Source organism: Sediminibacter sp. Hel_I_10, from assembly GCF_000688335.1.
Classification (GTDB): Bacteria; Bacteroidota; Bacteroidia; order Flavobacteriales; family Flavobacteriaceae; genus Psychroserpens.
Genome location: NZ_JHZX01000001.1, coordinates 1,135,045 through 1,159,696, shown reverse-complemented (window position 1 = coordinate 1,159,696; position 24,652 = coordinate 1,135,045). Strand labels below are relative to the sequence as shown.

At 37.0% G+C, this 24,652-nt stretch carries 21 protein-coding genes; 12 read left to right on the top strand and 9 right to left on the bottom strand.

Annotated features, from left to right (window positions below):
* The first annotated feature begins 16 nt into the window (after positions 1–16).
* The 3 genes from P176_RS0105145 (at position 17) to P176_RS0105135 (ending at position 3,279) form a co-directional block, all read left to right on the top strand.
* Positions 17–442: a heavy-metal-associated domain-containing protein gene (locus P176_RS0105145; RefSeq protein ID WP_026753696.1), complete on the top strand. Its 426-nt coding sequence runs from the start codon at positions 17–19 to the stop codon at positions 440–442.
* Positions 443–547: 105 nt separating this feature from the next.
* Complete coding sequence (locus tag P176_RS0105140; protein WP_081820677.1) at positions 548–2,863, top strand: TonB-dependent receptor; 2,316 nt, start codon at positions 548–550, stop codon at positions 2,861–2,863.
* A gap of 47 nt (positions 2,864–2,910) precedes the next feature.
* Positions 2,911–3,279, top strand: coding sequence for a heavy-metal-associated domain-containing protein (locus P176_RS0105135; protein ID WP_231481192.1), 369 nt, complete (start codon positions 2,911–2,913; stop codon positions 3,277–3,279).
* 809 nt (positions 3,280–4,088) lie between these two features.
* On the opposite strand, the gene P176_RS0105125 is transcribed toward P176_RS0105135, so the two are convergent.
* The 8 genes from P176_RS0105125 to miaB form a co-directional block, all read right to left on the bottom strand.
* Positions 4,089–4,742 carry a DUF6090 family protein gene (locus P176_RS0105125; RefSeq protein WP_026753693.1) on the bottom strand — a complete coding sequence of 218 codons (654 nt, stop codon included), beginning with the start codon at positions 4,740–4,742 and terminating at the stop codon, positions 4,089–4,091.
* A gap of 131 nt (positions 4,743–4,873) precedes the next feature.
* A complete protein-coding gene (groL, locus tag P176_RS0105120; RefSeq protein WP_026753692.1) occupies positions 4,874–6,511 on the bottom strand; it encodes a chaperonin GroEL in 1,638 nt (545 codons plus the stop codon).
* Between the two features lie 115 nt (positions 6,512–6,626).
* On the bottom strand, positions 6,627–6,902 hold the full coding sequence (gene groES, locus P176_RS0105115) for a co-chaperone GroES (RefSeq protein ID WP_026753691.1): 276 nt from the start codon (positions 6,900–6,902) through the stop codon (positions 6,627–6,629).
* A gap of 160 nt (positions 6,903–7,062) precedes the next feature.
* The gene (gene secG, locus P176_RS0105110; protein WP_026753690.1) at positions 7,063–7,422 is read right to left on the bottom strand and encodes a preprotein translocase subunit SecG; all 360 of its coding nucleotides are present in this window, start codon (positions 7,420–7,422) and stop codon (positions 7,063–7,065) included.
* On the bottom strand, positions 7,422–8,381 hold the full coding sequence (locus P176_RS0105105; protein ID WP_051605405.1) for a hypothetical protein: 960 nt from the start codon (positions 8,379–8,381) through the stop codon (positions 7,422–7,424). The genes secG and P176_RS0105105 overlap by 1 nt, the downstream gene beginning before the upstream one ends.
* Complete coding sequence (locus tag P176_RS0105100) at positions 8,359–8,865, bottom strand: LptE family protein (protein WP_026753688.1); 507 nt, start codon at positions 8,863–8,865, stop codon at positions 8,359–8,361. Before P176_RS0105100 ends, P176_RS0105105 begins: the two co-directional genes overlap by 23 nt.
* Before the next feature lie 68 nt (positions 8,866–8,933).
* Complete coding sequence (locus tag P176_RS0105095; RefSeq protein WP_026753687.1) at positions 8,934–10,202, bottom strand: sigma-54-dependent Fis family transcriptional regulator; 1,269 nt, start codon at positions 10,200–10,202, stop codon at positions 8,934–8,936.
* A 48-nt stretch (positions 10,203–10,250) separates the two neighbouring features.
* Entirely contained in the window at positions 10,251–11,678 is a 1,428-nt protein-coding gene (miaB, locus tag P176_RS0105090) for a tRNA (N6-isopentenyl adenosine(37)-C2)-methylthiotransferase MiaB (RefSeq protein WP_026753686.1), read from the bottom strand.
* A gap of 284 nt (positions 11,679–11,962) precedes the next feature.
* On the opposite strand from miaB, the gene P176_RS0105085 reads away from it, so the two are divergent.
* From P176_RS0105085 to P176_RS0105050, 8 genes are all read left to right on the top strand, one after another.
* Entirely contained in the window at positions 11,963–12,409 is a 447-nt protein-coding gene (locus tag P176_RS0105085) for a hypothetical protein (RefSeq protein ID WP_156032960.1), read from the top strand.
* Positions 12,410–12,576: 167 nt separating this feature from the next.
* Positions 12,577–15,099, top strand: a complete 2,523-nt coding sequence (gene topA, locus P176_RS0105080; RefSeq protein ID WP_026753684.1) for a type I DNA topoisomerase — start codon at positions 12,577–12,579, stop codon at positions 15,097–15,099.
* Between the two features lie 6 nt (positions 15,100–15,105).
* Positions 15,106–16,272 carry a formimidoylglutamase gene (locus tag P176_RS0105075; RefSeq protein ID WP_026753683.1) on the top strand — a complete coding sequence of 389 codons (1,167 nt, stop codon included), beginning with the start codon at positions 15,106–15,108 and terminating at the stop codon, positions 16,270–16,272.
* A gap of 189 nt (positions 16,273–16,461) precedes the next feature.
* Positions 16,462–17,832, top strand: coding sequence for a gliding motility lipoprotein GldK (gldK, locus tag P176_RS0105070; protein ID WP_026753682.1), 1,371 nt, complete (start codon positions 16,462–16,464; stop codon positions 17,830–17,832).
* A gap of 43 nt (positions 17,833–17,875) precedes the next feature.
* On the top strand, positions 17,876–18,514 hold the full coding sequence (gene gldL, locus P176_RS0105065; protein WP_026753681.1) for a gliding motility protein GldL: 639 nt from the start codon (positions 17,876–17,878) through the stop codon (positions 18,512–18,514).
* Between the two features lie 58 nt (positions 18,515–18,572).
* On the top strand, positions 18,573–20,138 hold the full coding sequence (gene gldM / locus P176_RS0105060) for a gliding motility protein GldM (protein WP_026753680.1): 1,566 nt from the start codon (positions 18,573–18,575) through the stop codon (positions 20,136–20,138).
* 42 nt (positions 20,139–20,180) lie between these two features.
* Positions 20,181–21,080 carry a gliding motility protein GldN gene (gldN, locus tag P176_RS0105055; RefSeq protein ID WP_026753679.1) on the top strand — a complete coding sequence of 300 codons (900 nt, stop codon included), beginning with the start codon at positions 20,181–20,183 and terminating at the stop codon, positions 21,078–21,080.
* Positions 21,081–21,186: 106 nt separating this feature from the next.
* Positions 21,187–22,239: an FAD-binding oxidoreductase gene (locus tag P176_RS0105050; RefSeq protein ID WP_026753678.1), complete on the top strand. Its 1,053-nt coding sequence runs from the start codon at positions 21,187–21,189 to the stop codon at positions 22,237–22,239.
* Here the strand turns inward: P176_RS0105050 and P176_RS0105045 are convergent, their stop codons facing one another.
* A complete protein-coding gene (locus P176_RS0105045) occupies positions 22,240–22,638 on the bottom strand; it encodes a DUF983 domain-containing protein (RefSeq protein ID WP_026753677.1) in 399 nt (132 codons plus the stop codon).
* Between the two features lie 72 nt (positions 22,639–22,710).
* Between P176_RS0105045 and P176_RS0105040 the strand changes: the two genes are divergently transcribed.
* Complete coding sequence (locus P176_RS0105040) at positions 22,711–24,618, top strand: ABC-F family ATP-binding cassette domain-containing protein (protein WP_026753676.1); 1,908 nt, start codon at positions 22,711–22,713, stop codon at positions 24,616–24,618.
* The last annotated feature ends 34 nt before the right edge of the window (positions 24,619–24,652 follow it).

Sequence of the window (24,652 nt, the reverse complement as noted above, 5' to 3'; positions counted from 1 at the left end):
ACTAAATTTTAAAATCATGAAACATTTAATTTTAAGCGCGGCGGTAATGGCTGCAATCACATTGACAAATTGTAAAGAAGCTCCAAAAGAGAGCGTAGAGGTTGAAAAAGAAGCTCTTATGGAGACGCCTAAAGAGATGGCTATGGCCGATGTGAGTTTTGGTGTACGCGGAAATTGCGGGATGTGTAAATCAACCATCGAAGAAGCGGCCGGAAAAGTTGACGGTGTTGCTAAAGCATCATGGGATGTTGATCAAAAGAAAATTGACGTCTCTTTTGATGAAAGTAAAACAGATGTCTTAGCCATTCATAAGGCGATTGCGGCATCTGGTTACGATACAGAAAAAATGGCTGGAGATGAAGCGGCTTATAATGAACTTCCTGGGTGTTGTAAGTACGATCATGATATAGAGATGAATCAGGATGGATCTACTGAAGAATAAAATATTCTAGTAAAATAAATAACATATCATCAGCAACGCGGGGGTTCTAGTGTAAAAACCTATAGCTCCTGTTATGTATGATTGTAAACGGATAATTTTTTGTAAATGATAGAAAGATCAAGAAGAACTCAAGCCAATAAAAACCTCAATCTGTTTTTGTTGGCCTTGTTGTTCCCCTTAATACTGATATCCCAAGATGTTTTAAAAGGTCAAGTTGTAGAGCAGGGCAACGGTCAAGAATGGCCTTTAGTGGGTGCCAATGTGTTCTGGCTAGACACTGCTGTGGGAGCTGTGACTGATATTAATGGTGAATTTGAAGTGTCTTACAAAGCAGACTATTCTAAATTGATCATCAGTTACGTGGGCTATAAGACAGATACCATAACGGTTACTCAGCCAAAGTACATTAAACATAAATTACAGCCTAAAGGAGATCTTGATGAAGTAACAATTACTTCCAGAAATCAGGCCACCTCCAAATCCTATTTGAGCGCTCAAAACATCACTACCGTAAGTAGTGATGAGCTTTTAAAAGCAGCATGTTGTAATCTCTCAGAAAGTTTTGAAACCAATCCATCGATTGATGTCAATTTTGCAGATGCCGTTACTGGAACAAAGCAGATAAGAATGTTGGGTCTAACCAACAAGTATATCTTAATCACTACCGAGAATATACCATCAATACGGGGTGCTTCTCAGGCGTATGGGCTTAGTTTTATTCCTGGAACCTGGGTAGAGAGCATCCAGATTACAAAAGGAGCAGGAAGTGTGGTCAATGGGTTTGAAAGTATTGCGGGGCAAATTAATACAGAATTGAGAAAACCTTCTACAGATGATCGCTTATTTGTTAATCTGTATGCCGCCAATAGTCAACGTCTAGAATTGAATACGCACATCAATACTAAAATCAGTAAGAGATGGGATACGGGACTTTACGTTCATGGAAGCACGTTGCAAGAAAAACATGATGTCAATAATGATGGGTTTTTAGATATGCCACTTTACAATCAAATTAATGTAATGAACAGATGGCAATATACCGATCAAGAACATGGTTTTGTGAGCTTTATTAACGTACGTTATTTAAACGATGCAAAGCAATCTGGTCAAATGGATTTTGATCCAGAAAACACCAACCTAGGCGGAAATGGGATGATCTTGAATGCGCCGCTACCCAATGGGCAGGATTTTGAAGCTTGGGGTAGCGAGGTAAACACCGAGCGCTTTGAAATGTCTGGGAAATTTGGATACGTCAATCCAGATATTCCTTGGCAAAGTCTTGGCGTCCAGATGGCCTGCAGTAGTCATAATCAAAATTCTTATTTTGGATTAAACACCTATGATATTAACCATAATAGTTTGTATTCTAACGTGATCTACAATTCGATCATCAGTGATTCTAGACATAAAATAAAAACAGGATTGGGCTTTACCTACGATCATTATGATGAGTTGATCAGCAATGAGAGTTTTGAGCGAAGTGAACGATCGGCAGGTGCCTTTTTTGAATATGCTTATGACGATTTAAATAACTTCACCATGACTGCTGGGCTTAGATTTGATACACACAATTTGTTAGGAGAATTTGTGACACCAAGATTGCACATGCGCTATACGCCTTGGGAAAAGGCAGCACTAAGGGCCTCTGTAGGTAGAGGGAAGCGGAGTGCTAATATTTTTGCTGAAAATCAGAGCATGTTTTCCACGTCAAGAACGATTTCTATTTTAGGCGGAAATGGACCTATCTATGGATTGGATCCTGAAATTGCTTGGAATTATGGCATCTCTTTTCTTCAAGGTTTTAATCTCTTCGGAAGAAAAGGCGATGTGGCCCTGGATTTCTATAGAACCGATTTTAAGAATCAAGTAGTGGTCGATTGGGAACAGGTCAATCAAGTTCGTTTTTATAATTTAGAGGGAGACAGTTATGCTAACAGTTTTCAAGTTGAGGTCAATTATGATGTATTTGATCGTTTTACGATACGTGGTGCTTATAAATATTATGATGTGAAGACCAGCTATCAAACAGGTAAGCTGATGAAGCCCTTGGTGCCAAAGCACAGAATTTTTGCCAACCTATCTTACCAGACTAAGATGGATGCGCGTCTGTCTCAATGGAAATTTGATCTTACCTACAATTGGTTAGGAAAACAAAGGTTTTCTTCTACAGCCTTAAATGCTCCAGAATTTAGACTTCCAGAATATTCGCCTACCGTGGCCACTTTAAATGCTCAGGTCACCAAAGTATTTTCCTCAAAATTTGAAATGTATCTGGGCGGAGAGAATATTACCAATTTGAGACAGAACAACCCCATATTAGATGCAAACAATCCCTTTGGACCAAATTTTGATACTACTTTTGTTTATGGTCCTATATTTGGCAGTATGTATTATGCTGGATTACGATATAAAATCAAATAACAAGACCCCGAAAATTAATTAGGGATACAACTTAAAAATTTATATAAATGAAATGGATACCAATGATTAAAAACGCAATTTTAATAGTTTTGATTACTATGGCAGGAACCGTTTATGCACAAGATAAAAACGCAAAAGCTTCTATAGAAGTTGATGGCGTGTGTACCATGTGCAAAGAGCGTATAGAAAAAGCGGCGATACGCACTAAGGGTGTAAAATATGCCAATTGGGATGTGAGTACTCACGAGCTCAAACTTATTTATGACGAGCGTAAAACCAATGTGGATAGTATCTCTAAAAGTGTAGCGGCAGTAGGGCATGATACAAAAAAATTAAAGGCCACAGAAGCAGCATACAACTCGGTTCATCCGTGTTGCAGATACCGTGAAGAAAACGTAAAAGAAGACCATAAATAAGTGCTATTTATTTTAGTTAATTATTTCTTAAGATGAGAATAATCAATAAGCTTTCCATGGTACATTTACTTAAGATTTTAATTTAAATCGTAAACTACAATGGCACAATCTAAGCAAGGTGGTAAGCCTCAAGCAGCTAAAGCTCCTCAAAAGCAAGCAGCTAAAAAGGCACCTCAAGCTACTCCTAAAAAGAAGTAGGCTTGTGGATAAATCCTAATCAAACGAATAGTAAAATGTTCTTTAAATTAGGTGGTTTGGTCAAGCTGAGTGTTTGATATAACCGTTTCGCTTAGGGTTTTTGGAAAGTGAGTATGAAGAGGAACAATAAGCTAGAAACAAAAGCAATATTAAGTAGTTTAAGAAACGACTAGATATTGTCAAAAAAACTAAAAAATCAAAAAAAAAACGCTTCGTTATTGGATAAATAACGAAGCGTTTTTGATTTTGTAATGTTGAGTTGTATTTACGTTTTGCGCTTAGTTATAAAACAGAACTATTTTCATTTAGGTAAATCTAACGCGGCTTCTGTTTTATTTCTATTTGGCAAAACCTTATATAAATTCAGGTCTTATTCTTCTTCCTTTCGGAATCGTTTCATGCGAAAAATAATATTCAAATAATAACGATCCTGCTCCAGAAGCACTGAATAATGATGAAGTATTACGTTTCACTTGAACTAAGTAAGTTGAAACTATTAATTTTGATGACGGTAAAATCACAGATATACAATACAGTTGTGATTCGCCACAGCCTTTAACCTGCTAAGGCTATAGCGTACTTTAATTGCTTGTGATTATGAGTTATAGGTGTTAATTTAGTTCTTTCTCAATAGCAGAAATTAATAGATCACAGCTAACAACTCCATCTTGCGTAGCTTTCTTTTTATCTCTAAAAGTTGTGTTTAGGGCACGCACAATGTTTTTTAATTTGATCTCATCAGAAAAAGGTGTTTTACCAACCATGAGTTGATCGTAATCTGCATAATTAATCATGTAATTGCCTAAATAATCCTTTATCAAGCTCGTGTGTCTAACATACACATCAAGAATTTCATCATAATTAGAATAGTGTCCTTGTATAGATGTCTTAAATTCAAAATCATCAATAAGCTTGAGGTCACCAGAATTTATGAGGGTTTTATAAGTAATATTTTTTGGGTTAAAATTTTCATATTGCAAAATTGTAAAGACGTCATTCATTAAGGTCATGCCACCGTTTTTATTAGTGTTTAGGTAAGGTATAATATCTTGACATTTATTAATTTTCATATCTATGGCAACAATATTTTTATTTAACTGAATTTTATCAGCTTCAATATCACTTTTTAAATTTGTTAAGTACTGCTTTCGAAGTTTATTATTGCTAATGTTATCTGAACATTTATTTATACTAAAAGCAATACTTATCCCAATGATTACGATAATTATTTCTCTTAAAGTGTATTTCCAAGTCGTGTTTTTCATTTTTATAAATGATTAGTTTTCTAAATCTATGAAAATTCTTCAAAAGAAAAGCCTTTGATTATCATCAAAGGCTTTTTCAATTTATTCAATACTCACACATGAGTGAGTAAATTATCTAAGGCGATTTGCCATTACATCATGCCTGGCATTCCGCCACCCATTCCACCTGGCATACCGCCACCGGTAGAGTCTTCTTTGATATCTACTAAGGCACACTCAGTAGTTAATATCATTCCGGCAACAGATGCAGCGTTTTCCAATGCAATACGCGTTACTTTCTTAGGATCAATAATCCCAGCTTTCAACATATCTACATAAGTTTCAGTTTTAGCATCAAAACCAAAATCTTTTTTACCTTCTAATACTTTGTTGATTACAACAGAGCCTTCTCCGCCTGCGTTTTCAACAATAGTTCTTAGAGGCGCTTCGATAGCTCTTGCTACAATTTGAACTCCCGTAGTTTCGTCTAAATTTTCAGTAGTGATTTTTTGTAATACGGTAATCGCTCTTACGAGTGCAACACCACCACCAGCAACAATACCTTCTTCAACAGCTGCTCTTGTAGCATGTAAGGCATCATCAACACGATCTTTTTTCTCTTTCATCTCAACTTCGGATGCAGCACCTACATAAAGTACAGCAACACCACCAGCTAATTTAGCCAAACGCTCTTGAAGTTTTTCCTTATCATAATCGCTTGTAGTTGTTTCAATCTGAGCTTTAATTTGATTCACTCTAGCTTTGATGTCATCACTTTTTCCTTCACCGTTAACAATAGTCGTATTGTCTTTGTCAATGGTTACGTTTTCAGCAGAGCCTAACATGCTCAAATCTGCATTTTCTAAAGAGAATCCTCTTTCTTCAGAAATAACAGTACCTCCAGTTAATATGGCGATGTCCTCTAACATTGCTTTACGTCTGTCTCCAAATCCTGGAGCTTTAACCGCTGCAATTTTTAGACCACCTCTCAATTTATTGACAACTAAAGTTGCCAAGGCTTGACCTTCTACATCTTCAGCAATAATCAATAACGGACGACCAGATTGGGCAACCGGCTCTAAAATTGGAAGAATTTCCTGTAGGTTTGAAATTTTCTTGTCAAACAATAAAATGTACGGATTTTCTAAATCTGCAACCATTTTATCAGAGTCTGTTACAAAGTAAGGCGATAAATATCCTCTGTCAAACTGCATCCCTTCAACAACATCTACGTAAGTATCTGTTCCTTTAGCTTCTTCAACAGTAATAACACCTTCTTTACCAACTTTGCCGAATGCTTTAGCGATTAAATCACCTATAGTTTCGTCATTATTAGCAGAAATAGAGGCAACCTGCTTGATCATTTCTGAAGAGTTACCTACTTTTTTAGATTGCTTTTCTAGATCTTTCACAATGGCTTCAACAGCTTTGTCAATACCACGTTTTAAATCCATTGGGTTTGCACCAGCAGCTACATTTCTTAAGCCCTCTTTTACGATAGCTTGAGCCAATACAGTTGCGGTTGTTGTACCGTCACCTGCTAAATCATTGGTTTTAGAAGCAACTTCTTTTACCATTTGAGCGCCCATATTTTCGAGCTCATCATCTAATTCTATTTCTTTTGCAACGGTAACACCATCTTTAGTAACTTGAGGAGCCCCAAATGATTTACCAATAATAACGTTACGACCTTTTGGTCCTAAGGTTACTTTTACTGCATTTGCCAATGCATCAACGCCACGTTTTAATCCGTCACGCGCTTCAATATCAAATTTTATATCTTTTGCCATTTTGTTTTATTTTAACTTTTAAGGTTTTGGCAGTTGCCAATAGTTGAAAGTTCTTGTGTTTAATAGTTTTAATAGGAAAGATGCTCATGACGGGTAGGCCAAGAGCAACTGCGATTTATACAATCGCCAAGATGTCACTTTCGCGCATCATCAAATAATCTTTACCTTCTAATTTTAGTTCGGTACCAGAATATTTTCCGTAAAGCACGGTATCACCAGATTTTACGGTCATAGGCTCATCTTTAGTGCCTTTGCCAACAGCAACTACTTTACCTCTCTGAGGTTTTTCTTTAGCGTTGTCTGGAATGATAATTCCTGAAGCTGTTTTAGTTTCAGCTTCAACTGGTTCAATAAGAACTCTGTCTGCTAATGGTTTAATGTTTAAGCTCATTTTTATGATAGTTTTTTAATTAAAATTTTACACTATTCAAGGTGCTAAAAATGTGCCAATAGCGGGTAACTGACAAACTTGCAGACTACGTCTAAACAAGGTGAAACAAAAAAAGCCAACTCATAGGAGTTGGCTTTTTAGAGATATAAAAATAGTTATTTTATTTTGTAGAGTCTGCAGGAGTGGCAATATCGTTTGCAGTACTTGGCGTAGAAACCGGAGCAGGCGTGCTCGTTGAAGTTTCGTTACCATTAATAATTTTAGACTCTGTAGTTGCGCCTCCAGCACCTGGAATTGCAAAGTTAGAAGCTAAAATCAACGCCAATAACATTGTTGCCAAGGCCCAAGTACTTTTATCCAAGAAATCTGTTGTTTTCTTAACACCACCCAATTGCTGAGTGCCGCCTCCACCAAATGAAGAAGAAAGTCCGCCACCTTTAGGGTTTTGTACCATAATAACAACCACTAGTAAAAAAGCTACTAGTACGATTAGGATTAAAAATATTGTAAACGTGTTCATTAGTTCTTGGTATTATTTTCTTGTAATTGTTTTACCGCCTTAATTTGGTCTGCAAAGAAACCACTTTTTTCTGGATATTTCAAACTTAAAATTTTATAAGATTGAATCGCTTTATCATAGTTTTTTTGTTCTAAGTAAATGCGTGCCAATGTTTCTGTCATTAGCTCGTCATTACTGGTGTTTGAGACTTTTGTAAGATCTATTTTTGGACTCTCTTTAGACGGAACAATTTTGGGGTTACTCTTCAAAAACTTATTGATTAACTCAAATTTCTGGTCTACGGTGGAGCCGGTCTGTGACGCTTTTTCTTCTTTTTCTTCTTCTTCGGAAACTTTAGATGAAGCTTCTCTTTCAATTGGTTTGAAACTTGTGATCTTTAGCCATTCTGCAAAGGAATGCGTTTCATTTTTGTTGAAATCAAGGGGCTGTCCTAGACTGAGTATCTTTTCTGGCGTTGTTTCAATATTTTGGGTATCGACATTTAAAAGCGGCTCATTAGATGGAACTTCGGGGAGCGGTTTGTTCTCAAAGAGATGAGGGTCTAGAACACCTTCACTATTTTTTATATGCTCTTTAAGGGCATCATCATAAGTGACTTTCTTGTCGATAGAAATATCATCGTGTTCATTAACCTCTATAGACTTAAGATGCTCAGAATTGTGCTTTATGTTAAGAGAGATATTATTTTGATTAAATGCTTCCGAAGTAATATAATCAAAGAGAATGCTACGATCTGTAGTAAAGGCAGCGGTGGTTTTTAGAGCCTGATTGTATTTAAAACTTTGCTTCAATTTTAGACCTTTAAGATGCAGGGCTCTCAAGGCTTGAAAATACGGATAATCATTAAGTGTCTCTTCTAGCTCTGCGGTTTGGGCTTTACTAATGTGCTGCGGATGCTGAAGTAGATATGTGATTTCTTCGGGTTTCAAAATTGCATTACCATTTGGCCAAAGAGGCATTAAATATATCTTGAGTTAAACGCTCAAAAATTTCTTCATGTGCTGTATCTCTTAAATTTCCTGTGAGTAATTCGGCGCCGGCATAATCATAAAAAAATGAAAAGCGTTGCTCAAATTCTTCATCGGGTGTGTTTTTATCGTAAAACCTAACATTTACACTAACGGTCAATCGGTTTTGTGCCGCGGTACTGTTGGCTTGAGCAGTTGTTGGAGAAATACGGTATTCGGTAATTTCACCTTCGTAAACTAAATCCCCGTTTGTAGTAGTTAAAGTAAGGTTGGTTTGGTTTAAGATTAAATCTTGTAGCGCCAAGGTGAAATCTCTGTCAAATCCTGGTTCTATAAGTGATGCCGTGTTTTGAAAGTAATTGACTTGAAAGGTCTCTGTGCCAGGAGCAATCGAAATCCCTGAAAAAGAATAAGGCCCACATCCCGAAATTAAGGGCAAAACACTAAAAAGTAATAAGAATTTGAGCAACTTCATGACAAACAATTTTTACAAATAAACGATAGCAGTATGCTAAAATATAATAAGGACCTCATAAACTTCTCTTAAAGATCATATTGTTTTATTTTTCTATACAAGGTACGCTCGCTTATCCCAAGTTCTGCAGCTGCTAGTTTTCTTTTGCCTTGATGACGTTCTAGTGATTTTTTGATCAACTCAAGTTCTTTGTCATGCAGGGAGAGAGTCTCCTCTTCTTCAACTTCTTCAGCAAAATGATATTTGTCTTTAGCATTGGCTTCAAGTTGTTCTTCCTCTTGTTGAATTTTTTCTGGAATAGATAATACTTCCAGGTCTTCAAATTCTTCAGTATAGCTCTCTTTTTTATGATCACCATAAATTTTTTGAATGAGTCTCTCGTTGTCCTTTTCAACATCATCCACGTTGCCACTCTTCATAAGCTCCATGGTTAACTTTTTAAGATCGTTAAGATCACTCTTCATATCAAAAAGTACCTTATAAAGAATCTCACGCTCATTGCTAAAATCACCTTCAGATTTTGAATTATTTACCACCGCAGGAAGATTATTGCTTCCGCTCGGTAAATAATGGTTTAATGTAGAAGCATCTATGGTCCTGTCTTGTTCTAATACCGAAATTTGCTCAGCCACATTGCGCAATTGTCTAATGTTTCCATTCCAGCGGTGCTTTAGTAGGTAATGCACGGCTTCATCGGTGAGTTTTATAGTGGGCATTTTATATTTGAGCGCAAAATCACTCGAAAATTTTCTGAACAATAAATGAATGTCCTCTTTTCTATCCCTAAGTGGTGGAATATTAATGTCTACTGTACTCAATCTATAAAAAAGATCTTCCCTAAATTTTTCTTTTTGGATGGCCTCAAACATATTGACGTTAGTTGCAGCCACAATGCGCACATTTGTACTTTGCACCTTACTTGATCCTACTTTAATAAACTCTCCGTTTTCTAAGACACGTAATAATCTTACTTGAGTGGTTAAGGGTAATTCTCCAACTTCATCTAAAAAAATAGTACCTCCATCTGCTACTTCAAAGTAACCAGATCTGGTTTGGGTGGCTCCTGTAAAGGCGCCTTTCTCGTGACCAAATAACTCACTGTCAATCGTACCCTCGGGTATAGCACCACAGTTAACAGCAATGTATTTGCCATGTTTTCTGTGGGATAATTGGTGTATAATTTTAGGGATACTCTCTTTACCTACACCACTTTCTCCAGTAACCAATACCGAGATATCAGTAGGGGCAACCTGCATGGCTTTTTCTATGGCGCGGTTGAGCTTGGGATCATTCCCTATAATGCCGAAGCGTTGTTTTATGGTTTGTATACTTTCCATGTTCGTTTTCCGCGAAAGCGAAACTTTTATTTTAATTACTAGTGTATTTTAAATAGCCTCTCCAATCAAGGTCGCGCTGGTGCAATCGGTAATTTTAACCTTGACTAACTCCCCAACTTTATAGTGCTTTTTAGGGAAAACGGCTACAACATTCTGAGAAGTGCGACCGGACCATTCATTGCTTGATTTTTTAGACTCGCGTTCAATTAATACCTCTACTATAGAATTAATATAGGCCTTGGTTCTAATTTCACTGTGCTCACGTTGCTTTTGTACAATTTCGGCCAAACGGCGTTTTTTGACCTCTTCAGGAACATCATCGTCTAATTTTCGTTCAGCCATGGTGCCTGGTCGTTCTGAATAGGTAAACATGTAACCAAAATTATACTTTACGTAATCCATTAGACTTAAAGTGTCTTGATGATCTTGTTCGGTTTCGGTGGGAAAACCAGAAATTAAATCTTGACTAATAGAGCATTCTGGCAATATGCGACGAATGTTATCAATAAGTGCAAAATATTCTTCACGGGTGTGAAGACGATTCATAGCCTTTAGAATACGATTGCTCCCACTTTGCACAGGCAAGTGGATGTGCTTACAGATGTTTTTATAAGCAGCCATAGTCTCAATCACATCTAAGGTTAAATCTTGTGGATTGCTTGTTGAAAAACGAATACGCATTTCTGGGTGGGCATCGGCGCACATGGCGAGTAGGCTAGAAAACCCTACAGCGGTTGCCTTTTGCATATCGCTGGCTTTTTCAAAATCTTTTTTGAGTCCGCCACCATACCATAAATAACTGTCTACGTTTTGCCCCAAAAGTGTAATCTCCTTGTACCCTTTGTTCCACAAATCATTGATTTCTTCAATGATACTTTGCGGGTCTCTACTGCGTTCTCGTCCTCTTGTAAAAGGTACGACGCAGAAGGTGCACATATTGTCACAACCACGGGTAATAGAAACAAAAGCACTTACACCATTGGTGTTCAGTCGTACAGGAGAGATGTCCCCATAAGTTTCATCTTTAGAGAGAATCACATTGATGGCGTCCCGACCTTCATCAACTTCAGCCAAAAGATTGGGCAGGTCTTTATAAGCATCGGGGCCTACAACTAAATCCACGATTTTTTCTTCTTCGAGAAACTTGGTTTTTAAGCGCTCTGCCATGCAACCCAACACGCCGACTTTCATTTTGGGGTTGATTCGTTTAACCGCATTGTATTTTTCCAAACGCTTTCTAACGGTCTGTTCGGCTTTATCTCTAATAGAGCAGGTGTTTACGAGAACTAAATCGGCTTCCTCTAAATGTTGTGTGGTATTAAAGCCTTGATCAGACAAAATTGAAGCTACGATTTCGCTATCGCTAAAGTTCATAGCACAGCCATAACTTTCTATAAATAGTTTTCGTGTGTTTCCTTCTTTTTGATCTAAAACCAAGTGTTCTCCTTGTTTGGTTTCATCTATTGTTTTCTCCATAATTCTTGCTGCACAAATGTGTTTGTCAATATAAATCTAACGCTTTTCAATAGGCTTGCAAAGATAGCATAAATTATATAATTGTGACAAAGTGTCATAGCTGAATTTTATTTAGAACAGCGCCTTCTTTGCAGTGTGAATTACAACTTTACCTGTGACAATAATCATAAAGCTCTAAGTGAAGAATAACAGTCGTCAAAAAACTATAAAGAATTAAAATTTTACGCAACCTTTTATTAAATTCGACATCTACATGAATGTAGAACTAAAAAAGACAGAGCGCTATGATCAATAAACTTCCTAAATCCCTTTTGTTGGGTTTGTGTTTCACTTTATTATTTATGAATACCCAATGTGATGAAGATGATGAGGTGCAAAGTTATTGTGGTGAGGCTGTAGTTGTAGATCCTGGATATTATGAAACCGCAACATCAGGCCCATACAATTTAATTAGCGCTGAAATTACAGATAACTGTCTCAATGTAGAATTTTCGGCAAGTGGTTGTGATGGGAATACTTGGAGTGCAGTGCTTGTGGATTCTGGCGATATTATGGAATCTTCTCCTGAGCAACGCAACCTCAAATTAGTGTTTTCTAACGAAGAGCTTTGCCAAGCTGTTTTTGAGCAAACTCGGATATTTGATCTTACCAATCTTCAAATTGAGGGCAGTAGTTCTATTTTATTAAATATTGAAGACTTTCCGGCGCCCTTAACCTATAATTACGAATAAGGTCTAGAGTGGTATTTTTATAAAGTTTTAAATCTGAATCTTATTGGTTTTTTGTGCATTACAATAGATAAAAGTCTTTTTTTATCGGATAAAACACGTTTCAATTTTACTTAAATTAGGAAGATAACTTTTTTTTCGCATACATTTGTGACTTTAAAAATCCAAGTATGCCGAAGAATTTAGTCATAGTAGAGTCACCAGCAAAAGCCAAAACCATAGAAAAATTTCTAGGGAAAGATTACAAAGTAGAATCTAGTTTTGGTCATATTGCAGACTTGCCGTCTAAAGAACTCGGCGTTGATGTTGAGGGAAATTTTGATCCTAAATATCAAGTTTCGAAAGACAAAAAAGATGTTGTCAAAAAACTGAAGGATTTAGCTAAAAAAGCCGAAATGGTTTGGCTGGCAAGTGATGAGGATCGAGAAGGAGAGGCTATTGCATGGCACTTGGCAGAGTCTTTAGGTTTAGATAAAGCGAAGACCAAACGTATTGTTTTTCATGAAATTACTAAAACGGCCATTCAAAAGGCCATCGAAAACCCAAGAGATATTGATTATGATCTGGTAGATGCGCAACAAGCACGTCGGGTCTTAGATCGTATTGTGGGTTATGAGCTGTCTCCCGTATTATGGAGAAAAGTAAAGGGCGGACTTTCAGCAGGTCGCGTACAGTCAGTCTCAGTAAGGCTTATTGTAGAGCGTGAGAGAGATATCCAAGACTTTACAGCAGAGGCTTCCTATAGGATTGATGCGGAATTTTCAAACGAAGATGGGCAAACATTTAAAGCCAAACTTCCGAAGAACTTTTCATCTAAAGAAGAGGCATATGCCTTTTTAGAAAAAAATGCTAAGGCCGATTTTAAAGTTGGAGATTTAACCAAAAAACCAGCTAAAAAATCGCCGGCAGCACCATTTACAACCTCTACACTGCAACAGGAGGCATCCAGAAAACTTGGGTATTCTGTAGGTAGAACCATGAGCAACGCACAGCGTCTGTACGAAGCAGGTTTGATTACTTATATGAGAACCGATAGTGTTAATCTTTCTGATGAAGCCCGAAATGGCGCTAAAGCAGAAATTGAGCACGCTTATGGAGAAGATTTTAGTAAACCAAGAACTTATAAAGGTAAATCAAAAGGTGCTCAAGAAGCGCATGAGGCGATTAGACCAACAGATTTTAAAAACCACAGTGTAAATATAGAACGTGATCAAGCCAGATTATATGATTTGATTTGGAAACGTGCAATTGCTTCTCAAATGAGTGACGCGCAATTAGAGCGAACTAATGTGAGAATTGAAGCCTCAACTCATGACGAAACTTTTACGGCAAATGGTGAAGTCATTAAATTTGAAGGTTTTTTAAAGGTCTATCTCGAGGGTACAGATGATGAAGATGCAGAGCAAGATGGGATGTTGCCTGCCATGAAAGTGAATGAGACCTTATTAAATAGCTATATAACGGCAACAGAGCGTTTCTCAAGACCACCATATCGTTTTACAGAGGCTTCTTTGGTAAAACAATTAGAAGAGCTGGGTATCGGTCGTCCGTCAACCTACGCACCTACGATCTCTACAATTCAGAATAGAAATTATATAGAAAAAGGAGATAATGAAGGGGAAGAACGCGATTATGCGCAGTTAACCCTTCAGCAAGGAAAAATTAAAGATGTCAAACTTACCGAAAAAACAAATAGTAATAAAGGTAAGCTTGTACCTACAGATATTGGGATGATCGTCACCGACTTTTTGGTGACTCATTTTGGCGGAATTTTAGATTATAATTTCACGGCTAAAGTTGAGGCCGATTTTGACGAAATTGCAGAAGGCAAGGAAGATTGGAAGAAGATGATGAAAAGCTTTTACAAAGATTTTCATCCAAGAGTTCAAGATGTACAGGAAAATGCAGATCGCGAATCTGGAGAACGTGTTTTAGGAAAAGATCCGGAAACAGGCAAACAGGTAAGTGTGCGTTTAGGTAAGTTTGGGCCTATGGTTCAAATAGGTACAGTAGACGATGAAGATAAACCACAATTTGCAAGTCTATCTCCAGACCAACAGCTCAATAGCATTACTTACGAAGAGGCCATGCAATTATTTGAATTGCCAAAATCTTTAGGTACTTATGAAGATGAGCCTATAGAGGTTAATAACGGTAGATATGGTCCTTATGTTAAATTTGGAGAGCAGTTTGTCTCGCTTCCTAAAGGAACAAACCCTATTGACGTGGAGCGTGATCAGGCCATTGAGCTTATAAAGGAAAAACAAAAAGCAGATGCTCCTATATACATGTATAAGGATTTACCTGTTCAAAAAGGAAAAGGGCGTTTTGGTCCTTATATCAAGTGGAATAACATGTTCATTAATGTGAACAAGAAATACGATTGGGATGATCTTTCTGACGATGATATCGTAGAATTGATCGAGACCAAAATTCAAAAGGAAATAGATAAAGTCATCCACAATTGGGAAGATGAAGGCATTAGGGTAGAAAAGGCACGTTGGGGCAGACATAATATTATCAAAGGAAAAACAAAGGTGGAGCTTCCTAAAACAGTGGATGTTTCTGAAATGACTTTGGAACAAGCAAAAGCTGAAATAGAGAAGAAGGCGCCTAAGAAAAAAGCGGCTGCCAAAAAGAAACCGGCAAAGAAAAAACCAGCTAAAAAGAAATCGACCACCACTAAAAAATAATAGCCTATGAGTTTCAATTTTTTATCACCAGTTTCAGATTCGGTGCTCGCACATAACGAGCTCCTGTCTTTGCAGACGCTTGGTAAAAAAATGAAAATTCACTCAGATCAAAACGGCATGCCAGACTTAGATGGCGTGCAAATGGCAATTATTGGCGTTTTAGAGAACCGTAATGATGTCAACTATATGGGCGAAGATCTTAACTTCGATACCATCAGGATGTCGCTCTATGCGCTCTTCCCAGGAAACTGGAATACAAAACTTGCCGACTTAGGAGATATTCGTAAAGGGGCTTCTGTTGAAGACACCTACTTTGCTTTAAAAACAACGATTTCGGTTTTAGTAGAAAAAAAGATCATTCCTATCATTTTAGGCGGAAGTCAAGATTTGACTTACGCAAATTACCGCGCATACGATACGATGGCGCCAATGATCAATATTGTTAACGTTGATAGCAATTTTGACCTTGGAGATGTCTCTGTAGACATGAAAAACAATAGCTTTTTGGGTAAGATTATCTTAGAGCAGCCTTATAACCTTTTTAATTATTCAGCAATTGGCTATCAAACCTATTTCAATTCGCAAGAAGAGATAGATTTGATGGAAAAGCTCTATTTTGAGGCCTATAGATTAGGCGAGGTCTCCAATAAGATTAGTTTAGTGGAGCCCGTGATGCGAGATGCCCATATTGTGACCTTAGATCTTAAATCGGTTAGAGCTTCAGAGATGGGGGCCAAACAAAAGTATTCGCCTAACGGTTTTGACGGAAAAGAAATTTGTGCTATTTCTAGATATGCAGGAATTAGTAATAAAGTATCTTCCTTTGGTATCTATGAGTTCAAAGTCACCAAAGAGCTTGATGCCACGCCAATGTTGATCTCACAGATTATTTGGTATTTTATTGAAGGCGTTAACTGTAGAATTAAGGACGACGACTTTTCATCAGGAAACTCTCATCAAAAGTTTAATGTGCTTATAGAAGAGGATGAACTTATTTTTTACAAGAGCACAAAATCTGGGCGTTGGTGGATAGAGATCCCTTTTTTACCAAATGTTAATAATAAATTAAAAAAGCATACGTTATTACCATGTACCCATGAAGATTATATTGAGGCAAGTCATGGGAAGATTCCAGAACGCTGGTATAAGGCATATAAAAAGAACAGTTTCTAACTATTTTACGAATATCGCATTTTAACACACCCCTAATCGACGAAGTGTTAATTTTAAAGGTTTAAGTGCAAAATAATCCGAAAAAAAGTTGGTTATTAAAAAATATATAAATATGTTTACCGTCTCAAAAAAATTAAAGACCTATTTATCTTTTATCATTACGAAAAAATAATTTAACCTCGAGTTACTATGAATTTCAAAAAGTTTGCTTTATTAACAGCTGTATTGGCGCTTATGGTCAGCTGTAACTCTGGTGACAGAGGACAGTTAGTAGGAGTCAAAGGAAAGCAATGGCATCCCGAAAAACCATACGGTATGACACTTGTACCTGGTGGTGCTTTTATCATGGGAAAATCCGATGATGACCTTCCTGGTGTGCAAGATGCTCCAACAAGAACGGTAACCGTTAGAGCCTTTTATATGGACGAAACGGAAATTACAAACAGCGAGTACCGTCAGTTTGTAGAATGGGTTCGTGACTCAACGTTAAGAATGAAATTAGCCATTCTTGCTGATGATATTGGTGAGACCCCTGGTAATGGTGGTATTGGTGAATTTGCATTTAATGATGCAGATCCAGAGAACATGACCGTTTACGAGCAATACATGTACGATAACTATAGCGGTTTAGGCCCAACAGGTTATGAAGGTAGAAAATTGAACCACGATGTGGATTTGATTTTTGACACTTCTGAATATCCTGATGAGTATTATGCTGAAGTTATGGACACCATGTATTTGCCTATAGAAGAATCTTACAACGGGCAACGTACTTGGGATGTAGATAAATTCAAGTTCCAATACACATACATGGATATCAAAAAAGCAGCGAAAGATAGAAATTTAAAGAGGAGTGATGTGTTAATCACCGAGGAAGTAAAGGTGTATCCTGATACTACGGCTTGGATTCGTGACTTTTCATATTCTTACAATGAGCCTATGCACAATGATTATTTTTGGCATGATGCTTATGGGGATTATCCTGTAGTTGGTGTCTCTTGGAAACAAGCAAACGCATTTTGTCAATGGAGAACATTATACCATAATGCTTATAGAAAATCAAGAGGGGTTCACAACGTCAATCAATACCGTTTACCATCAGAAGCTGAGTGGGAGTATGCTGCAAGAGGTGGTTTGCAAGGCGCAACTTTTCCATGGGGAGGGCCTTATGCTAAAAACGACCGCGGATGTTTTATGGCAAACTTTAAGCCTTTACGTGGTGACTATGCGGCAGATGCAGCTTTGTACACTGTAGAAGCTGATGCTTACGAGCCAAATGATTTTAATCTTTATAATATGGCAGGTAATGTGTCTGAATGGGTGCAAGGATCTTATGATGCGGCATCTTATGAATACATGGCCTCTTTTAATCCAACTGTAAATGATCCAGATAACGAGCGTAAAGTTGTTCGTGGAGGATCTTGGAAAGATGTTGCTTATTTCCTTCAAGTAAGTTCAAGAGACTATGAGTACGCTGACTCAGCAAGAAGCTATATCGGTTTTAGAACTGTTCAGGACTATTTGGGAACAGAAGTTACCCAAAACGCAGCAACTAATTAATCAATTAACTAAATAATCAATTAAAACTAAAAACAACGAAAACATGGCACAAAAAGGAAAACTTTCAACAATGAATATGGTCTATGGACTAGGAGCGGCAATCGTAATTCTAGGGGCATTATTTAAAATTCAACACTGGCCAGGAGGTTCGTTGATTTTGACTATAGGTATGGTTGTTGAGGCAATTGTATTTACCATTTCAGCTTTTGAAAGACAACAATCAGATTTAGATTGGTCTTTAGTATATCCAGAATTAGCAGGCGGAGCAACAACAACTAAAAAAATTGTTAAAAAAGAGGAGCCAAAAGATGCAGAAGGTCTTTTATCTAAAAAATTAGATAACCTTTTAAGAGAAGCTAAAATTGACGGTGAGTTAATGGCGAGCTTAGGCTCAAGCATTAAAAACTTTGAAGGTGCTGCTAAAGGAATCAGCCCAACTGTTGATGCAATGGCTGCTCAAAAGAAATATAGCGAAGAAATGTCTTTAGCTGCTGCACAAATGGAATCATTAAACAGTCTTTATAAAGTACAAATGGATAGCGCTAATCGTCAAGCATCTATCAATGAAGAAGCAGTAGAAAACGCAACTAAGCTTAAAGAACAAATGAAAGCTTTAGCATCTAACTTGTCTTCTTTAAATGGAGTTTACGGTGGAATGCTTACTGCAATGAACAAGAGCTAATTGGTTTTTAGGTAACCGCATTAATAAATTAATCAAACAAAACTAAAAACGAATTACAATGGCAGGAGGAAAATTATCTGCAAGGCAGAAAATGATTAACTTGATGTATTTGGTATTCATTGCGATGATAGCCATGAACATGTCAAAAGAAGTACTATCGGCTTTTGGGCTAATGGACGAAAAGTTCGATGAGGCCAACGCAGTTACGAGTGACATGAACGAAAAGTTACTCGCTAATTTAGAAACCAAAGCAGAAGAAAAACCAGCTGAATTTGCATTAGCAGCAGACAAAGCGACACAAATTAGTGCCGTTTCTGATGACTTCTTCAAATACTTAGCAGGGTTGAAAAGTGAGATCATCAAAAAAGGTGGTTATGAAGTAGATCCTAAAACAGGAAAATTGCCTTTTCAGGCAATGGATAAAACCGATATTTTGGATGAAGCTTGGTTTACAGGTGACCGATTGACAAAACAAGGTCAAGAAGTGATGGATAAAATCGAAGGTTACAAGTCTAAAGTAAAAGAAATTATTGGTAACGACGTTAAGTATTCACGTGCTATAGAGAACTTCGAAGCGCGTTTCAGTACTCAACCAGAGCTTAATAATGACGGTAAAAAAATTGATTGGTTAGATTACCACTTCAAAGGCTATCCGGCAATTGCATCTTACACGCAATTAACGGCTATGCAGAATGATGTGAAAGTAACTGAAGCAAATTTATTCAATGTGTTTTTAGGAAACACACTAGATGAGGCTGTGTCTTTAAAAAATTACCAAGCTATCGTAATTGCTGATAAATCTGCGTTTTTTGCAGGAGAAAAATTCCAAGGTAAAGTGGTATTAGGTAAATACGCGAATGTAACACCTACTGGTCTAAGTATTGGTGGTGAATCAATCAACTTGGAAAATGCAATCGATTCTACAGGGGCAGCTCGTTTAGATTTTAACGTTGGTTCTGTTGGAGAGCAAAAAATTGAAGGGACGTTCACATTTTTAGAAGATGGTAAGCCATTAGAGATTCCCATTAAAGGAAACTATGTGGTAGTGCCAAGACCTAACTCTGCTACAATATCTGCAGACAAAATGAATGTCGTATACCGTGGGGTTGAAAACCCAATGACAATATCTTTCGCTGGAGTTCCTGATAACAAGGTGTCAGCTTCTGGATCTGGTCTTCGTAAAGGTTCAGGAATGGGTAAATATACGATGGTTCCAACTTCAGGAAGAGAAGTGGCTATTAATGTTTCTGCAACGCTTGATGATGGTTCTAAAGTAAGTGACAAAGCCATATTTAGAATCAAGGATATTCCAAAGCCAGCAGGTCAAATCGCAGGTCAAGTTGGAACTGCAAAACTGCCAAGAAATAACGTTGAAATTGGTAAGATTGAGGCTGTATTAGAAGATTTTGACTTTGATTTACCATTAACTGTAACAGGATTTAAGTTGAAAGTAGAAGGTAAGCCATCTGTAACCGTATCTGGAGATCGTTTAAATGGTGCTGCGAAATCTGCATTGAGAAGTGCACCTCGTGGTTCTACTGTTCAAATATTTGATATTAAGTCTAGAAGTAATGGACCTGCAATTAAACCTGCAAACCCATTAATGATTGAATTGACCAACTAATCCATTTTCGTATTAGTTAACCCAAATTTAAAAATGAAAAAGATGAATTATAAATTTTTATTATCAATCGTTGCTAGTGTGGGGCTTACCTTTGGTGTGCTCGCTCAGGCAAATATTTTGAATGCCAATACGCCTCAAGAAGTAGGTGTTAAAACTGAAGCTCAGTTGGCCTTAGATAATGACAAGCCTTTAGAATACGGTTACGTTGATGATAGAGATATTCTGTTTTCTAAAATGACTTGGGAAAAAGTGGTTTTAGATGAACGTGTCAACTTTCCTTTATACTTTCCTGTAGATACCAATAATATTGGTAAAAACAGACGTTCTTTATATCATGTATTGATTAAAGCGGTAAAAGAAGGAAAAATTGAAAATGTTTATAATGATTCTTATTTTTCATCCAAGAGAACACAAAAGGAGATTCAAGACATTACCACTAAAGTAGATACTTTAGATATTGGTTATGATCAATTGAATGCTGATGGTTTTGTTTCACCAGAATACATCACCACCACAAATATTGAAGCATTTCATATTAGTGCTTACCTAATCAAAGGCCTTTGGTATTTTGATAAACGTCATGGTGAGTTAAAATATAGAATTCTTGGTATTGCACCAGCTGCACCAGATGTTAACTTTTTAGATTCGGATGATGAGTCAATGAAAACACCAAATGCATTATTTTGGGTATTTTTTCCAGAAGCAAGACAGGTATTGCATGAAGCAAAAGCATTTAACAACAAAAATAGTGCAGCGCCATTATCTTTTGACCATTTGTTAAATTCAAGACGTTTTAATGGATACATGTATAAAGAAGAAAATGTATATGGAGATCGTGAAGTTAAAGAGTACATCGCAGATAATGCATTGATGCAACTCTTAGAGTCTGATCGTATCAAGGACAAGATTCGTAATTTTGAACAAGATATGTGGAACTACTAAATCGTTCTAAATCATAATTTTTAAACGCCCACTTTAGAGTGGGCGTTTTGCATTGTATATCTTTGGGACTTTACAAAACTTAATTTCACATGAGACAAATACTAAAATGACTGAGGTAGATTATATTGTTGTAGGTTGTGGATTAGCCGGTGTTGCTTTTTGCGAGCAGTTGAGAAAGGCTGATCAATCATTTGTGGTTTTTGATGATGATTCTCAAAAATCCTCTAGTGTTGCAGCAGGTATTTATAATCCAGTGGTCTTAAAACGTTTTACTCAAGTTTGGAAAGCGAAAGCGCAATTGGAATTGGCGATGCCGTATTATCACGATTTAGAAAACCTCCTCGAGGTGAAGTTGAATCACAAGCTCAATGTCTACCGAAAGTTTGCTTCAATAGAAGAGCAAAACGAATGGTTTGTGGCTTCTGATAAGCCTGTGCTATGCGATTTTATGCATTCGGAAATTTTAAAAAACGATCAGAAAGAACTTATTGCTCCATATGGTTTTGGTAAAGTGTTACACTCAGGCAGAATTGATACTAGATTGTTGATGGAGCGCTATCGGTTATTTCTAAAATCAACGCATCGATTAAAGGAAGAGCGGTTTCAATATGATTTACTGAGTCCGGTTAATCACGGCGTCGTATATGCTTCAATTAAAGCAAAGCACATTGTATTTACAGAGGGTTTTGGCTTAAAAGAGAATCCATTGCTGCCTAATAGTCCTATAGTTGGGCTTAAGGGCGAGATGTTGATTGTTAAAGCTCCAACGCTCAAATTGGAGGTTATTTTAAAATCATCTGTTTTTGTTGTGCCTTTGGGAGAAGATCTTTATTGGGTTGGTGCAACATATGAACATCAGGATAAAACTCATAACATTTCCGAAGCAGCTAAAGTACAATTGGTTTTAAAACTAAAGACGTTACTTAATTGTGAGTTTGAAGTGGTGCAACAAGTTGCAGGTATTAGACCAACAACAAAAGACAGACGCCCGCTAGTTGGAAGTCATCCGAGTATGGCAAATGTCTATATACTTAACGGTATGGGTACTCGAGGAGTGATGATTTCACCATACGTTGCACAACAACTTTATGATCATATTGAATATCAAACAGATCTTGATACGGAGATCAATCTTAAGCGGTTTAAAGCCTTCCGCTAATTATTTTTTAGAACTAAATTTCTTGATGGCTTCTTTATCGTAACCAATAAACATATTGATCCAGATGTTACGAGAGATTCTCATGATTATAGGTCCAAAGGCAATCATAGTCACAATAATTGCAAAAAAAGAATAGAGAAGAGACGCTTGAAACATAAAATGGCTTATGACAAAAGCGGCTACAGCAAAAGCTATGCCTACGCCATAACTGACATACATGGAGCCGTAAAAAAAGGAAGGTTCAAGCCGATAGCGAAGTCCACATTTAGAACAGGTATCGTTAATTTTTAGTACATCGGTAAGGACGTAAGGGTTCTTGGTTTTATACATAGATTCCTCTTGGCATCTTGGGCAAGTTCCCGTAAAAATACTATAGATCTTAGTGCCTTTAAACATGATTTAATTTTGATTACTTTTGCGCTTTGTAATAAAATACGAAGTTAAGGAATTTAACCATAACTCAACTCAATTATGCTCAACGTCCATAATCTTTCTATATCCTTTCAAGGTGACTATCTTTTTGAGGAAATCACATTTAAACTCAGCCCTGGCGATCGTGTGGGTCTTATTGGCAAAAACGGTGCTGGTAAATCAACCATGCTGAAAATTCTTTCTAAAGAAATTGAGCCAGATTCTGGTCAAATAGCTTCTGATAAGAACTTAAGCATTGGCTTTTTGAAACAGGATATTGATTTTGTTTTGGGGAGGACTGTTTTAGAAGAGTCTTACGAAGCATTTCAAGAAATTAAAGAGCTAGAGGCCAAGATGGAATATATCAATACGCAGTTGGCAGAGCGTACCGATTATGAAAGTGAAGGTTATAACCAATTAATGATAGACCTTAATGATGTTCAACATAAATACGAAATCATTGGCGGTTATAATTATCAAGGTGAAACAGAGAAGATTTTACAAGGTTTAGGTTTTAAACGTAGCGATTTTGAGAAGTTAACAGATACCTTTTCTGGTGGCTGGCGTATGCGCATTGAGCTTGCCAAGCTCTTACTTCAAAACAATGACATTCTATTGTTAGATGAGCCTACCAACCACTTAGATATTGAATCTATTATTTGGTTAGAAGGATTTTTAAGAAATTATTCTGGTGCTGTCGTGATTGTTTCTCACGATAAGATGTTTTTAGATAATGTCACGAATAGAACCATTGAAATCTCATTGGGTAGAATTTATGATTTCCCAAAACCATATTCTAAGTTTTTATTACTTCGGAATGAATTAAAAGAGCAACAATTAGCCTCTCAAAAAAATCAACAGAAGCAAATAGAGCAAACCGAAAAACTGATTGAGAAGTTTAGAGCCAAGGCCAGTAAAGCCACAATGGCGCAATCGCTTATCAAAAAGCTGGACCGTATGGACCGGATTGAGGTAGATGAAGATGACAATAGCGTCATGACCTTAAATTTCCCAATTTCTATTACACCTGGTAAAGTAGTTGTAGAGGCCGAAAAAATATCGAAAACCTATGGTAAAAATCAGGTATTGTCAGATGTCAGTCTTTTAATTGAACGTGATAGTAAAACGGCATTTGTTGGCCAAAACGGTCAGGGTAAATCTACGCTGGCTAAAATTATAGTGGGCGAGCTTAAACATGAAGGTGAACTTAAGCTGGGACATAATGTTCAAATAGGCTACTTCGCACAGAATCAGGCAGAATATCTGGACGGTAATAAAACGGTACTAGATACGATGATTGATGCCGCAAATGAAACCAATAGGAGTAAGGTTCGTGATATTTTGGGATCATTTCTATTTCGTGGTGATGAAGCTGAAAAATATGTAAAAGTTTTATCTGGGGGAGAACGTAACCGTTTGGCCTTGGCAAAACTAATGTTGCAGCCGTTAAATGTGTTGGTTATGGATGAGCCTACCAACCACTTAGACATCAAATCCAAAAATGTGCTTAAAGATGCCTTAAAGAGTTTTCAGGGCACCTTGATTGTGGTTTCTCACGATAGGGATTTCTTACAGGGGCTAACCAATAAGATCTACGAGTTCAAAGATCAAAAAATCAAACAATATCTAGGAGACATCGATTTCTATTTAGAGCAGCGCAATGTTGAAAATTTGAGAGAAGTTGAAAAACGAACGGTTCATAAACAAGCTCCAAAAGAAACCACAAAGTCTTCTTATGAAGATCAAAAGAAATTGAAGTCACTCAATAATAAGATCAGTAATATTGAATCTAAGATCAGTGCTTTAGAAAAAGATATTAAAAAAGATGATGTTGAGCTCGCTACAAATTATGATAAAACCGTTGCAAACAGCGACTTCTTCACAACCTATCAAAACAAAAAGAAAAAGCTGAAACAATTGATGAGCGATTGGGAAAAAGTGACTTTAGAGTTGGAGCAAATGGCTTAATGAAGGTCTTAAATCAACTTTAAACTGTTTTGAG